Source organism: Halomicrobium sp. HM KBTZ05 (assembly GCF_041530035.1).
Classification (GTDB): Archaea; Halobacteriota; Halobacteria; order Halobacteriales; family Haloarculaceae; genus Halomicrobium.
On the sequence record NZ_CP168057.1, the window covers coordinates 1646155 to 1659399 of the forward strand.

A 13245-nucleotide genomic window follows, 5' to 3' on the forward strand; every position below is an offset into this window, starting at 1 on the left:
TCGCCACCCCGGGGTGGCGAAGATCCTCACGAAGTTACAGCCGGCAGTATGAGAAGCCGAGCGCGTCGCGAACGAGTGTGAGCGACGGAACCGATCACGGGCGGCCTTCGGGGATCGTCGCGTTCACAGGTCCTTTCGCATCTCGACGTGGGGAATGCCCGCTTCGTCGAACTCGTCGCTGACCGTCTCGTAGCCCAGTCGTTCGTAGAACCCTTCGACACGGGTCTGGGAGTGCAGTTCCAGGCGGTCGAGCCCGTCGTCGATCGCGAGTTGCTCGATCCGATGCATGACCTGGCGACCGACGCCGGACTCGCGGTGAGGGCCACGAACCGCGACGCGCTCGACCTTGCCGACGCCGTCGTCGATCACTCGTAGCCGTGCGGTAGCGACCGGGACGCCGTCGACCTCGGCGAGGACGTGAGTCGCATCTGGATCTTTGCCGTCGATCTCGATTGCCTCGTCGACGCCCTGCTCGTCGACGAACACGTCGCGGCGAACGTCGAAGGCGGGTTCGAGGTCGGCGTCGCCCGAGAGGACGGTCACAGTGGGGTCGCTCATGTCCGCCTGCAGTTTCTGGACGGGCAAAACGCTTCCCTCCGACGCTGGTCGTCCGGCCGGGACACACCCGTCGGTCGCGAACGTCGCCGTCTCGGACGAGAAGCCCCGCCCAGCAGTATCACTCCGCGATCGGTAACTCGACGACGAACGCCGCCCCGCCGAGATCGCTGTCCTCGACGTAGATCGAGCCGTCGGAGCGTTCGACCAGCGTCGAGACGATGTGGAGTCCGAGCCCGTTGCTCCCTCCGTCGGTCGTGACGCCGCGTTCGAAGATCTGGGAGCGCTGGGCTTCGGGAATGCCTCGGCCGTCGTCGGCGAATCGAACACGGGCGACGCCGTCGGCCGTCTCGGTCGTCACGCGAACGGTCGGTTCCGGACCCGTGTGTTCGATAGCGTTGTCGAGAATGTTCGCGAAGACCGGCCTGAGCGCGTCGGTGCCCCGGACGACCAGCTCGTCGTGCAGTGCGGTCTCGACGGTGGCGTCGGGAAACGATTCGGTGACGGTCGCGACGCTCGTCTCGATGTCTTCGACGACGTTTCTGGGTTCCAGGGTCGCCTCGCCCGTCAAGACGCCCGTGACGGCCTCGGCGTTGGCCGTGAGATCGTACAGCGCCTCGACCTGGCTCTCGATTCGGTTCGCGGCCTCGGTCGCTCGCTCGTCGTCGGTGGCCGTCAACACGTCGACCTGTCCGAGAATTACCTGCAGAGCGTTGCGAACGTCGTGGCGCAGGAGGCTGTTTGCGAACGCCATGCCGTCTCGGGCCTGTTCGGCCTGAGCGGCCGACCGGCGTACGTCGACCAGCAACTCACCGATCCCGTAGCCCGCGAGTGCGCCCACGCCTCCAGCGACGAGCAGCGGGAACTGGGGCTCGCCAATCGGTCGCCCCTCTGCGGCGCGGATCGCCAGCGTCGCGGTGTGCAACAACACCGTGATCCCCAGTCCGCCGACGGTCCAGCCGACGATCGACCACCGCTGTTCGGGTGTGAACTGGCTCTGGGAGAGCCGGTAGCCGACGAAGACGACGCCGATCGAGAATCCACCCGTCAGCACGAACGTTACGACCGGTAACGCGGCACTTTCGAGCGTCGTGACTTCTCCCTGAAAGTTCCAGACTGCGCCGCCGAACCACAGGATCCCCGTCACGACGAGCACGGGCGCGGCCGGGAGCTTCCCGGCGAGCGAGTCCCGTAGCCGACGCGACAATTTCACAATGGGAAATTAGGGAACTCTGGAACAAACACTTTGCGGTGGTTTTCGATCCATGAGGTATAACAGGCGTCGGCCAGAACGGATCGGCGATGAATCCTCCAGAGATCGGCGTCAGACTGGTCGCTGGTGTCGCGCTGATACTCGCGAACGGCTTCTTCGTCGCGATCGAGTTCGCGCTGACGCGGGCTCGCCAGTTCTCCGAGTCCGAGTTCGTCGGCGACGGCGACGCCGCGCTCGAACGCGCGTGGGAGATGACCCAGAACCTCGAAATCTATCTCACCACCTGTCAGGTCGGGATCACGGCTTCGAGCATCGCCGTCGGGATCGTCGCCGAGCCGGCGCTGGCAGCGCTGTTCGAACCGCTGTTCAAGAACACCGTGCTCGCGACGGTCGGCTCGGGTGCCATCCTCGCGTTCCTGATCATCAACCTGCTCCACCTGACCCACGGCGAGCAGACGCCGACGTACCTCGGGGTCGAGCGGTCCCGGATGGTGTGTCGCTACGGTGCGAGGCCGCTGTACTGGTTCAATCACCTGATCTCGCCGCTGATCACGCTCGGCGACGGAGTCGCCAAGTGGACGCTGAAGCTGTTCGGTATCGAGATGACCGGCGCGTGGCTCGAAACCGAGCAAGACGTCATCGAGTCGCGAGCGGACCTCCGAAACAAGCTCGGGTCGGTCCTGGACGAGGGCGACCTCAGCGAGGAGCGTCGCACCGAGGTGATGAACGCACTCCAGATCGGCGAACAGCCCGTTCGTGACGTGATGGTCTCGACCGACGAGATCGTCGCGCTGTCGACGGCGGTCGACACGGCGGAGAACTTCCGGCGGATGGCCGAGAACCCGCACACCCGGTACCCGCTGGTCGGAGGGGAGCTGACCGACTTCCGTGGCATCCTCTACTTCCCGGTGTTCGCACGCCACCGCGAGGAACTGACCGAGGGAACCGTCGACTTCGAAGCGCTCGCAGCTCCGCCGGTGACTCTCTCGCCGGACGTGGACGTCAGCGACGCGATCGACCAGTTCCAGGCCGAGAACCAGGAACTCGCGCTGGTCATCGAAAACGGCGAGGTCGTCGGCATGGTGACCGTCACCGACCTGCTGGAGTCGATCACTGGCGACATCGAAGATCCCATCGACGTGGAGTGATCCCCCGTCTTGGGCGGCGAAATCGGTCACAGATGGACGGCCGACAGTGTGGGCCGACTGCTCCGGCGTGCGGTCGTTTCGCCCGCCGACAGAGACGACTGACGAGAGGGGCCTAGGCAACCGTCGTACCGCACGACGGCCCTCGAATGCCCGTGTAAACGCTTATCAGTACCGGCCGTGTTGCCGGCCGTATGAAGCGTGTTCGATTTCGCGACTCTGCGGGGAACGTCCGTGGTGGGCGGTGGACCGTCGAAGACGGTGAACCGGTCGTCACGGCGGCGGCCGGCCCCTACGGCCGCATCGCCTTCGGCGACGAATCCTACGCCCCGGAAGAAGTCGACGTACTCCCGCCCTGCGAGCCCACGAAGATCGTCTGTGTGGGCCGCAACTACGCGGAGCACGCCGACGAGATGGACAACGACGTGCCGGATCGACCGCTCCTCTTTCTGAAACCGCCCAACACCGTCGCGAGCCACGACAAGACGGTGACGCTGCTGGCGGACAAAGACCGGATCGACTACGAGGCAGAGCTGGGCGTGGTCATCGGCGAGCAGTGCAAGAACGTCAGCCAGCGCAACGCCGAGGACGTGATCGCGGGCTACACCTGCGTCAACGACCTCTCGAACCGCGACGACCAGGAGAGAGAACAAAACTGGGTTCGCGGGAAAGCCTTCGACAACGCGTGTCCCATCGGCCCCCTCGTCGCGACGCCGGAACACGTCCCCGACGACGCGACGATCGAGACGCGCGTCAACGGCGAGACCAAACAGTCTTCTTCGATCGAGCACCTCATCTTTTCGATCCCGGAGCTCATCGAGGAGATCACGGCCTACATGACGTTAGAGCCCGGCGACGTGATCGCGACCGGGACGCCGGAGGGTGTCGGCCCGCTGGCCGACGGCGACAACGTCGAGATCGAGATCGAGGGCGTCGGCACGCTCAAACACAGCGTGCGGATTCCCTGACCGGAACGGCGGGATTTCTTAGTGCACCGTTCGCCGTTTCCAGTGGTCACAGAACGTGTCGTTGGCGTCGACGACCGTGCCCATCGCCGTGGAGAGTGGTGTTGGTCCGGATGACAACCCATAAGTTTAGGATTGCCTAATTCTCGCGCGTGCAGTCGCGCACGCCATCACCCAGACAGGACGTGTGCGTCGTCGGTGCGGGGCCGGCCGGCGCGCTCGTGGCCCATCGGCTCGCCAGCGCCGGCCACGACGTGGTCGTACTGGAAGCGGGGCCGCGGTTCGACTTCGACGCACGGCCCGAGCAGATGGAGCGCTCGATCCGACCGGCTCACGACGACCTGTCGATCTGGGAGATGGGCGGCGAGCGCGACGAGTACTCGACGGGGGGCGAACAGTTCTACCCGCTGAACGCCAACCGCGTCAAGGGCGTCGGCGGATCGACGCTCCACTGGCAGGGGATGGTCCCGCGGCTCCATCCGACAGACTTCGCCGGGGACCACCCGAACGACGATCCGGCCTGGCCGATCGACTACGAGGAGCTTCGGCCCTACTACGCCGAGGCGGAGTCGGCGCTGGGCGTCGCGGGGGCCTCGGACAACCCCTTCGGACCGCCACGGCGAACACCGTTCCCCATGTCGGCGTTCGAGCCGTCGTACAGCGACTCGCTGTTTGCACCCGCCTGCGAGCGGCTCGGTATCACGACCCACAGCGTACCCAACGCTCGCAACAGCGAGCCCTACGACGACAGATCGGCCTGCGTCGGCTACGGGACCTGTCAGCCAGTCTGTCCCTCCGGCGCGAAGTACAGCGCAGACACCCACGTCGAGAAGGCCGAGCGCGCGGGTGCCCGAGTCGTCGACCGCGCGCCGGTCCAGCGACTGGAGACCGGCGACGACGCCGAACGGATCGCGGCCGCGGTGTACGCGACGCCGGACGGAACCGAACACCGCCAGCGGGCTCGTCAGTTCGTGCTGGCGGCCGGCGGGATCGAGATTCCGCGGCTCCTCCTGTTGTCTCGCTCGCCCGATCATCCCGACGGACTGGCGAACAGTTCTGGCGCGGTCGGCCGGTACTTCATGGAACACCTCTTTGCCGGGGCCGGCGGGACGATCGACGAGCCGACCCGCCAGAACCACGTCGGCTTCCTCACCAGCGAGAGCCACCAGTTCTACGACGAGCCCGGACAGGCGGTCACCAGAGACGGCGACGTGGTCGTCGCCCAGGCGGAGGAGCCACTGTCGCCGATCAAACTGGAGTTTCTCAACTACGCCGGCCCGTCGCCGGTCGAGATGGCGCTGGACGCCGAGACGTGGGGTGACGACCTGCTCGACGACCTCCGGGCGGGCTACGGGAACCACGTCGCGATGGGGGGGCTCGTCGGCCAGCCCCCGCGGGCCGAGAACCGGATCACGCTCGACTCGTCGACGACCGACGATCACGGCAACCCGGTCCCGGAGATCCACTGGTCGTGGGGCGAGCGCGTGCTCCGAACGATCGAGCGGGCGAACCGCATTCAACACGCCGTCCTCTCGGAGCTTGGCGTCGACATCGGCTGGACGGCGGGGCCAGACTCGACCGGTCCCGCTGCCCACCACATGGGGACGACGCGGATGGGGACCGACCCCGCAGCGAGCGTCGTCGACCCCGACCTCCGGACTCACGACCTGGACAACTGCTGGATCGCGTCGTCGAGCGTGTTCCCGAGCGCGGGCTCGATGAACCCGACGCTGACGATCGCGGCGCTGGCGCTTCGGTGTGGCGACGCACTCGACGAACGGCTGTGATCAGATACCGAGGATGATGCCCGCGTCGAGCAACAGGAGGACGGCGACGACCGTCGCCCCCAGGAAGAACGGTCGGGCGTTCCGCGCCGGCTCTCTGAGCTTCTGCTGGTCGAACCCGTCCGTGAGCTTGCTCGATCCGACCTCGACGAGGCCGGCCAGCACGAACCAGAGGACCAGCATCGCGATGACGAGGTAGCCACGGAACGTCCCCGTGAGACCGCTGGCCCCGTACTGGGTCGCCGCGAGGTGGCCGCCAGTGAGGAAGAGCAAGAGGGCACTCGTCCGCGAGATGAGCTTCAGTTTCCCGATCATCGCCGACAGCGGCTCGGGCGATCCCTCGCCGTCCATCGCGGTCGGCAGGACGGCGATTGCGACGAACACGACACTCCCCGTCCACAGAGCGGCGAACGTCATGTGGACGGCGTAGATACCAGCCAGTAGCTCGCTCATGGATTGCCGTCGGGACTCGACCGTAATCAAACAGTGGGGATTACTCGCCGAAGTCGACCGACTCGTCGGCTGTCATGTCGAGCTCCTCGACCTCGTGGGCCTTCGACCGCGTCGGCTCGCTCGTCGACCGGTCGAGCTCCAGCTGGTCGATCACGTGGACGAACGAGCCCGGGTCCGGAACGAGGAAGATCCGGAGCTTGAACGCCACGTCGGAGTCGGCGATGTCGACGATCGAGTCCAGGACGATCGACATCGAGTCGCGCCTGACGTGGGTCAACGCGTCGTCGGCGATCGCCGTCGCCTGATCCCGTTCCAGCTGTGGCGTGGCGAAGTCGATCGTCGTCTCCAGCGTGTTCGCGATGCCGTCGATGAACCCCGAGGTGAGGACGTTACACATCTCCGAGAGCGCGCTCTCGTGGAGCTGATTGAAGCCGTCTTCCGTCGACGTGTTCGTGAGCAGACTGGCGACCTCGGCCGCCGTCGCCGGGGAGAATGTCATCAGGAAGACGCCGTAGGGCGGCTCGGTGAGCCTGACGCGAGCCCCGTAAATCTCGCCGTCACCCATCTCGGCGGGGATGTCCGACGGTTCGACGAACGAGAGGCTCTTGATCTCGACGGTCGCTTCGACGCCGGCCAGCGTCTCCAGCGAGGCCGTGACGTTCTCGGCCCCGCTCTTTATCAGCTGGTTGATGATCGACAGCTTCCGAACGTCGATGAGTAACGGCATCGATTCACAGGAACAGTGCCCGTATCATATTGTTTTCCCCCGCGCTATCAACGACTGTAATCGCGCCACACCGCCCACAGTGAGCACGCTTAAGCCCTCCCGTCCGCTTGCATCGACCATGCAACCACGGGACCTCTCGGCCCACGGCGTCTACCGTGCCGGGCGAGGGATCGAAGAGGTCGCTCGGGAACTCGACGTGGACCCGGACGATCTCGTGAAGCTCGCGTCGAACGAGAACATGTACGGTCCGAGTCCGGCCGCCGTCGAGGCGATCCGGTCGTCGGCCGAACAGATGCACTCGTACCCGAAGGCCTCCCACGCGGACCTCGTCGATCGCCTCGCCGACCGCTGGGGGCTCGCCCCGGAACAGGTCTGGCTGGGCAACGGCGGCGACGGCGTCCTCGACTACTTCGCTCGCGCGATGCTGGAGCCGGGCGACGCGGTCCTCGTCCCCGCGCCGGGGTTTGCCTACTACCCGATGAGCGCGCGGTTCCACCACGGCACGATCCGAGAGTACACCCTCTCGAAGGCCGACGACTTCGAGCAGACGGCCGAGACGGTGCTCGAAGCCTACGACGGCGAGCGGATCGTCTATCTCACCAGCCCCCACAATCCGACCGGGACGGAGATCGGAAACGACGACGTGGCCGAGATCGCCGACCGGACCGACGAGGAGACGCTCGTCCTCGTCGACGAGGCCTACGGCGAGTTCACCGACGCGACCAGCGCGCGCGCACTCGTCGACGAGCGCGACGACGTGGCCGTCCTGCGGACCTTCTCGAAGGCGTACGGACTCGCCGGTGTTCGCCTCGGCTACGGCTTCGTCCCCGAGGAGTGGGCCGACGCCTACGCGCGCATCAACACGCCGTTCGCGGCCAGCGAACTGGCCTGTCGGGCGGGACTGGCCGCACTGGACGACGACGAACACGTCGAGAAGACCGTCGAGACCGCGCGGTGGGCCCGCGAGTACTACCACGAGCACCTCGACGCACGGACCTGGGAGAGCGGGGGGAACTTCGTGCTCGCGGAGGTGGGCGACGCCGAGGCCGTCGCCGACGCGGCCCAGCGCGACGGCGTCATCGTCCGAGACTGTGGTAGCTTCGGCCTGCCCGAGTGCGTCCGGATCACCTGTGGCACGCGCGAGGACGCGAAGACGGCCGTCGAGGTCGTCAACGGGGTGCTCGACTGATGCGCGTCGCGGTCACCGGGACGCCGGGCACCGGGAAGACGACGGCGACCGAGCGACTGACGACCGACCTCGACGTGATCCACCTCAACGACGCGATCAAGCGCGAGGGGCTGGCCGACGGCGTCGACGAGGACCGCGACAGCGTCGTGGCCGACTTCGAGGCGATCGAGTCGTGGCTCGACGGCCGCGACGACGTGCTCGTCGAGTCTCACCTCGCCCACCACTTCGACGCGGATCGCGTGATCGTGTTGCGGGCACACCCGGCGACGATCGAGGACCGCCTCGCCGACCGGGACGAGAGCGACGCCTCGATCGCCGAGAACGCGGAGAGCGAGGCCCTCGACGTGATCCTCACCGAGGCCGTCGAGGCCCACGGCACCGACGCCGTCTACGAGATCGACACGACAGAGCGATCGAGAGCGGCGGTCGCCGAAGAGATCGAGGCCGTCGTCGCCGGTGAGCGCGAGCCGAGTGCCGGCACCGTCTCGTTCGTCGAGTGGCTATGACGCTGGATCAGTTCCGCCCACTCGCCGACCGGGCGCTTGGCCCCTTCGTGACGGTCGCAAAGCGGCTGGGCGTGAGTCCCAACGGCGTCAGCGTCGTCGCGTTCGCCCTCGCGGCCGCAGCCGGCGGCGCGTTCTTCCTGGCGGGCGATCGGCCCCTGCTGTACGCCGTCGGTGCCGTGCTGGTGTTCGCCAACGGCTGGCTCGACCTCGTCGACGGCGCCCTGGCCCGAGAGCTGTCGGTCGCCTCCTCCGGCGGTGACCTGCTGGATCACGTGCTCGACCGGTACGCCGACATCGTCATGCTGGTCGGCCTCGCGGCCGGAATCGGTCGGTACGACCTCGGACTGGCGGCCGTCACCGGCGTCCTGATGACCTCCTACCTCGGCACACAGGCCCAGGCGGTCGACCTCGATCGGGTGTACGGCGGCCTGCTCGGGCGCGCGGATCGACTGGCGCTGATCGGCGTCGCGGGCGCGGTCGCGGCCGTCCTCACCCAGCCCTTCCAGGGGCTCACCGTCGTCGGCTGGCTGCTGGTCGTCTTCGCGGTCGTGGGCCACCTGACGGCGCTCCAGCGGTTCTACTACGCGATGCGGGCGCTGGACTGACCGACGACACGGTCCGTCTCGACGGGGAACGCTACTCGGGACTGGGAGGCACGACGAGCCGTGACCCGGTGCCACACCATTTATGCCTCGCCACATCGAAGCCGTGCGTATGGTTCAGTGTGAGATGTGCGGGAAGGACGTCGCTTCTCCGAATCGAGTGAAGATCGAGGGTGCCGAGCTCGACGTCTGCGACGAATGTACCGACTTCGGGACCGAGGTCACGACGGAGGACAGCTCCTCGACCTCGACGAAGTACTCGACGAGCAGTTCTTCGTCTGGCAGCTCCGGGAGCAGCTCCAGCAGTTCCAGCAGCTCCAGCAGCCGCCCCCGACACGACATGTTCGACGAGATGGACGAGCTGGCACAGGACTACGACCAGCGAATCCGCGAGGCCCGCGAAGAACGCGGCCTCACTCAAGAGGAGCTGGCCGGTGAGCTCAATCTGAAGGCGAGTCTGATCCGCAAGCTCGAACACGGCGACACGCTGCCCAGCGACGACGTCCAGACGACGCTCGAACGCGAGCTCGACATCTCGCTGAGTGCCGGCGGCACCGACGCCGACGAGGAGTGGAGTGGGGGCTCGTCGAGTGGCGAGTACACGCTCGGCGACGTGGTCAAGCGAAAGGACTAGAGTCGCAGGTCGCGTTCCTCGACGTCGAGGTCGTCTGCGATCGTCTCGACCGTCGCTTCGAGTTCTCTGATCTCGGCTTCGAGCTGCTGGAACCGTTCGCTGGCTTCGAGTTCGCGCGGTGGCTTCTCGACCTGGAGGACGTTGCGCTTGAGCTTCTTTCCGGTGAGCTCCGTGAGCTGATCGTTGTACTCCGAGATCTTGAACAGTCGATCGACGACCTCCCGGATCTCGTCCTGGGTGACCGGTTTGACGAGGTAGTCGTCGACGCCGAGTTCGATGATGTCGAAGTCGGGGTCGACGGCGGTCACCATCGCGACCCGACAGTCCAGTGGGTGGTCTTCGATGGCGGCGAGCACCTCGTTGCCCGAGCAGACCGGCATCCGCCGGTCGAGCAACACGACGTCGATGGCCTCGTCGAGCTGTTCGATCGCCGCTTCGCCGCTGTAGGCCGTCAGGACCGTGTACGAGTCGTCGACGTACTCCGCGTAGAGATCCGCCAGCTGGGGCTCGTCTTCCACGACCAACACCGTCGGTTCGTCTGGCACCAGATCACTCACGCTCGTAGCAGTGGGTACCCGCTTGTTCGTATTAACGATACTGGGACCGGCGAGCGCGGGGCCGTCACGCAACGCATATGATCCCGGCGTCCGGTGGCCTCTGTATGTTCGTTCTGGTAAACCTCAAAGCGTACCCGTGTGATCCGATCGAAGTCGCGACCGCCGCCGCCGACGTGAGCGACGAGACCGGCGTTCGCGTCGCCGTCGCCCCCCAGGCGGCCCACCTCGACGCCGTCGCCGAGACCGGTGTCGAGACGTGGGCCCAGCACGTCAGTCCCGTCGAGCACGGCAGCCACACCGGCTCCACGCTCGCGGAGGCCGCGGCCGACGCCGGTGCGACCGGGACGCTGTTGAACCACTCCGAGAACCGACTGAAGCTCGCCGACGTCGACGGCTCGCTGGACGCCGCCGAGCGCGCGGACCTGGAGACGATCGTCTGTGCCAACAACCCCGAACAGATCGCCGCCGCGGCGGCGCTGGGGCCGGACGCCGTCGCCGTCGAACCGCCCGCCCTGATCGGGACCGGGACGCCGGTCAGCAAGGCTGACCCGGACATCGTCACGGACGCGGTCTCGGCCGCGGCGTCGGTCGACGAGAGCGTCGACGTGCTCTGTGGCGCTGGCATCTCGACCGGCGAAGACGTGGTGTCGGCCGGCGAACTCGGCGCGAGCGGCGTCCTGCTCGCGAGCGGCGTCGCCAAGGCCGACGATCCGCGTGCCGCGCTGGAGGATCTGGTCGCACCGCTGAAGTAACGTCACCGTCTCGACGGGTCGGCAGATGTGGAACTTCGGGGCGAGAGCCCGCCGTTCACGCCGTTCCGATCGTGCTTCGAAGCTCCGTGACGGCGTCGACGACCGCGGTCGCCGACGGCTCGTCCGGAGCACGCTCTCGGACGAGGGCTTTCAGCCGCGGCGCGTACCGCCCGCGGCCGACGTGTTCGACGAACCCGGCCAGCCGGAGCTCGCGGTTGTGCGCGTAGGCGCTCGTCCGATCACCGCTCCCGCCCGCAGAGAAGTGCGCGTTCAGCGGCGTGTCCGCGCCCTGCTCGACGTAGTACTGCAACATCCGTCTGGTCTTCTCGTCCATCTCTTCGAGTTCGGTTCGCAGGTCGACCACGAACCGCGGCTGTGAGTTGGGTCCCTCGTCGGCCGGGGACTCCCGCCGGTCGTCAGCGTCGCCGGACTCGTCCTCCTCGGCCGTCGCGTCCGCGAACGCGACTTCGGCACCGCCGTCGGCGTTCCCCGAGGCCGCCGGTTCGAAGTCGAGGTCGAGCCCGTCCGGTTCGTCGCCAGCGTCGTCGGTGGCGTCGGTCGCGCCATCGCCAGCGCCGCCCGCCGGCTCGCCGCCGGAAATGGCGGGGCCACCGTCGGCGAACGAGCCGAAGGCGTCGCCGAACCCGCCACCAGAGGTCCCGTCGGGGGCGGGTTCGTCCGTGTCTGGGGTCACAGCGCCTTCGTCCGGCGTGTCGGCGGGCTCGTCCGAGCTATCGGCGGGTTCGTCAGCGGAGTCCGCCGGTTCGTCCGCGGCCGATGGGGGCTCGGATTCGTCGGTCGGCTCGCCGTCCGGGCCGTCCGGGCCGTCCGATCCCGCGGACTGGTCGTCGGTCGATTCGCCCTCCGTCGGTTCGGCCTCACTCGATTCGTCGTCGGCCTCCCCACCGTCGTCGAGCGCACCCCGGAGCTGTGCCTGTCGGGTCCGCTCTTTCTCCTTCTGCGTGCGGCCGGGGTTGTACCCCTCGACGTGGTCGAGCAACGCCTCGGTGAATTGCTCGGCCATGCGGGTCATGTCGCGGGCGTCCTGAAGTTCCTTCTCCAGCTCTGCGATCCGGGAGTTCTTCTTGTCCAGTTCCTCCCGGAGGTCCTTGATCCGTCCCTGGGTCTGTTCTTTCTCCTCGCTGATGGTCTCCAGTTCGCTGACGAGGTCGTCGCTGACGGACTTCAGCTCGGGCCGTTCGAAGTCGTCCAGACCCGGCGTCGCGCCCGCGTCGAAGGTCTGCTTGCGGTGGAACTGGACCCGGCGGATTGTCTCGGCCCAGTCGGTCATCAGGAACGCCTCGCCGTTGTCCAGATCCTCGACGGCGTCGGCGTACTCCGAGTCGATGATCCGACCGACGACTTTGGTGTCGTTGTTCCAGGTCAGCCGGTGCCAGACCAGCCAGTCACACTGCGTGATGTAGTCTTTCTTCACGTCGGCCGGCCGCTGGGAGATCCCCACCATTCCGAGGCCGTGTTTGCGCCCGCGCTTGCCGATCTTGATGAGCATCTGCCCGACCTCGTTGACCGATCCCTTCTCCGGGATCCACTCGTGGCACTCCTCGACGAGCATGAGGAACGGCTGTTTTTGCTTCTTGGCCTTGGCAAAGAGGTGCCGAGCGACTTCGGTGAGGAGGTCCTCGGCCTCCTCCTGGTCGAGGAACGACGAGATGTCGAGGATGATCGGAACGTTCTGTTCGAGCGCGAGCGAGGCGATCTTCTCGGCGTGTTCGACGGTGACCTGGATGTCACACTCCTCGTCGCCGCCGACGTGGAGGATCTCGTACTCCTCTTTGAGGCCGTAGTACTCTCCGTCGATGTCGACGATCAGCAGTCCGAAGCCGTTGTCCAGCAGCTTCTCGGCGATGACCGACGCCGTGTTGGACTTCCCGGAGCCGGACTTGCCCGTGACGAACCCCCGGCCGGTGAGGAGTTCGACGACCGGGAGGTCGACGGAACGGCCCGGTTCGTCAGTTCCGCCGACACCGGCGCTGGTCGTCGCGACAGTGATGTGTTCCGTCTCGGCCATGGTTCAGTTGTCCACTACCAGTTTCCACCGCCTCATAACTCTCCGTCAGACGCCCGTCACGCGCAGTCGAGCGGGCGGGCGACGAGCAGCGAGGTGGGCGTCCGTGTGCCGTCGCTGGGGACGCCGAGGCTCAT

The 13245-nt window shown here is 66.9% G+C and carries 14 protein-coding genes; 8 read left to right on the top strand and 6 right to left on the bottom strand.

From position 1 onward, the window contains the following. Positions 1-123: 123 nt before the first annotated feature. Both ACAH01_RS08595 and ACAH01_RS08600 read right to left on the bottom strand, forming a co-directional pair. Entirely contained in the window at positions 124-558 is a 435-nt protein-coding gene (locus tag ACAH01_RS08595; RefSeq protein WP_170094399.1) for a GNAT family N-acetyltransferase, read from the bottom strand. Positions 559-676: 118 nt separating this feature from the next. Next, positions 677-1768: an ATP-binding protein gene (locus ACAH01_RS08600; RefSeq protein WP_372478904.1), complete on the bottom strand. Its 1092-nt coding sequence runs from the start codon at positions 1766-1768 to the stop codon at positions 677-679. Between the two features lie 89 nt (positions 1769-1857). Here ACAH01_RS08600 and ACAH01_RS08605 point away from each other — a divergent pair, with 89 nt between their 5' ends. From ACAH01_RS08605 to ACAH01_RS08615, 3 genes are all read left to right on the top strand, one after another. Further along, positions 1858-2916, top strand: coding sequence for a CNNM domain-containing protein (locus ACAH01_RS08605; protein ID WP_372478905.1), 1059 nt, complete (start codon positions 1858-1860; stop codon positions 2914-2916). A gap of 191 nt (positions 2917-3107) precedes the next feature. Continuing rightward, the gene (locus tag ACAH01_RS08610; RefSeq protein WP_153553500.1) at positions 3108-3881 is read left to right on the top strand and encodes a fumarylacetoacetate hydrolase family protein; all 774 of its coding nucleotides are present in this window, start codon (positions 3108-3110) and stop codon (positions 3879-3881) included. A 149-nt stretch (positions 3882-4030) separates the two neighbouring features. Further along, positions 4031-5665: a GMC family oxidoreductase gene (locus tag ACAH01_RS08615; protein WP_372478906.1), complete on the top strand. Its 1635-nt coding sequence runs from the start codon at positions 4031-4033 to the stop codon at positions 5663-5665. Here ACAH01_RS08615 and ACAH01_RS08620 read toward each other — a convergent pair whose 3' ends face one another. Continuing rightward, positions 5666-6115 carry a transporter gene (locus ACAH01_RS08620; protein WP_372478907.1) on the bottom strand — a complete coding sequence of 150 codons (450 nt, stop codon included), beginning with the start codon at positions 6113-6115 and terminating at the stop codon, positions 5666-5668. Between the two features lie 40 nt (positions 6116-6155). Continuing rightward, positions 6156-6842, bottom strand: a complete 687-nt coding sequence (locus ACAH01_RS08625) for a chemotaxis protein CheC (RefSeq protein WP_372478908.1) — start codon at positions 6840-6842, stop codon at positions 6156-6158. Between the two features lie 118 nt (positions 6843-6960). Here ACAH01_RS08625 and hisC point away from each other — a divergent pair, with 118 nt between their 5' ends. The 4 genes from hisC to ACAH01_RS08645 all read left to right on the top strand — a co-directional run bounded on the left by hisC (position 6961) and on the right by ACAH01_RS08645 (position 9773). Continuing rightward, a complete protein-coding gene (hisC, locus tag ACAH01_RS08630) occupies positions 6961-8031 on the top strand; it encodes a histidinol-phosphate transaminase (RefSeq protein ID WP_208625727.1) in 1071 nt (356 codons plus the stop codon). Next, on the top strand, positions 8031-8537 hold the full coding sequence (locus tag ACAH01_RS08635) for an adenylate kinase family protein (RefSeq protein ID WP_372478909.1): 507 nt from the start codon (positions 8031-8033) through the stop codon (positions 8535-8537). Before hisC ends, ACAH01_RS08635 begins: the two co-directional genes overlap by 1 nt. Continuing rightward, complete coding sequence (locus ACAH01_RS08640; RefSeq protein ID WP_153553494.1) at positions 8534-9142, top strand: CDP-alcohol phosphatidyltransferase family protein; 609 nt, start codon at positions 8534-8536, stop codon at positions 9140-9142. The genes ACAH01_RS08635 and ACAH01_RS08640 overlap by 4 nt, the downstream gene beginning before the upstream one ends. Before the next feature lie 109 nt (positions 9143-9251). Then, positions 9252-9773 (top strand): multiprotein bridging factor aMBF1, encoded by a 522-nt coding sequence (locus ACAH01_RS08645; protein ID WP_153553493.1) that lies wholly within the window; start codon positions 9252-9254, stop codon positions 9771-9773. Here ACAH01_RS08645 and ACAH01_RS08650 read toward each other — a convergent pair. Continuing rightward, positions 9770-10330 carry a response regulator transcription factor gene (locus ACAH01_RS08650; RefSeq protein WP_170094392.1) on the bottom strand — a complete coding sequence of 187 codons (561 nt, stop codon included), beginning with the start codon at positions 10328-10330 and terminating at the stop codon, positions 9770-9772. The two genes, ACAH01_RS08645 and ACAH01_RS08650, sit on opposite strands and share 4 nt — an antisense overlap. A gap of 104 nt (positions 10331-10434) precedes the next feature. Here ACAH01_RS08650 and tpiA point away from each other — a divergent pair, with 104 nt between their 5' ends. Further along, on the top strand, positions 10435-11082 hold the full coding sequence (gene tpiA / locus ACAH01_RS08655; protein ID WP_170094391.1) for a triose-phosphate isomerase: 648 nt from the start codon (positions 10435-10437) through the stop codon (positions 11080-11082). Between the two features lie 55 nt (positions 11083-11137). Here the strand turns inward: tpiA and ACAH01_RS08660 are convergent, their stop codons facing one another. Beyond that, the gene (locus ACAH01_RS08660; RefSeq protein WP_372478910.1) at positions 11138-13111 is read right to left on the bottom strand and encodes a helicase HerA domain-containing protein; all 1974 of its coding nucleotides are present in this window, start codon (positions 13109-13111) and stop codon (positions 11138-11140) included. Between the last annotated feature and the right edge of the window lie 134 nt (positions 13112-13245).

Excerpts from the sequence above, each read along its gene's own strand:
- ACAH01_RS08620 (WP_372478907.1), bottom strand. The coding sequence starts at position 6,115 with ATGAGCGAGCTACTGGCTGGTATCTACGCCGTCCACATGACGTTCGCC.
- ACAH01_RS08595 (WP_170094399.1), bottom strand. The coding sequence starts at position 558 with ATGAGCGACCCCACTGTGACCGTCCTCTCGGGCGACGCCGACCTCGAA.
- tpiA (WP_170094391.1), top strand. The coding sequence starts at position 10,435 with ATGTTCGTTCTGGTAAACCTCAAAGCGTACCCGTGTGATCCGATCGAA.
- ACAH01_RS08605 (WP_372478905.1), top strand. The coding sequence starts at position 1,858 with ATGAATCCTCCAGAGATCGGCGTCAGACTGGTCGCTGGTGTCGCGCTG.
- ACAH01_RS08640 (WP_153553494.1), top strand. The coding sequence starts at position 8,534 with ATGACGCTGGATCAGTTCCGCCCACTCGCCGACCGGGCGCTTGGCCCC.
- ACAH01_RS08610 (WP_153553500.1), top strand. The coding sequence starts at position 3,108 with ATGAAGCGTGTTCGATTTCGCGACTCTGCGGGGAACGTCCGTGGTGGG.
- ACAH01_RS08660 (WP_372478910.1), bottom strand. The coding sequence starts at position 13,111 with ATGGCCGAGACGGAACACATCACTGTCGCGACGACCAGCGCCGGTGTC.
- ACAH01_RS08635 (WP_372478909.1), top strand. The coding sequence starts at position 8,031 with ATGCGCGTCGCGGTCACCGGGACGCCGGGCACCGGGAAGACGACGGCG.
- hisC (WP_208625727.1), top strand. The coding sequence starts at position 6,961 with ATGCAACCACGGGACCTCTCGGCCCACGGCGTCTACCGTGCCGGGCGA.
- ACAH01_RS08645 (WP_153553493.1), top strand. The coding sequence starts at position 9,252 with ATGGTTCAGTGTGAGATGTGCGGGAAGGACGTCGCTTCTCCGAATCGA.
- ACAH01_RS08625 (WP_372478908.1), bottom strand. The coding sequence starts at position 6,842 with ATGCCGTTACTCATCGACGTTCGGAAGCTGTCGATCATCAACCAGCTG.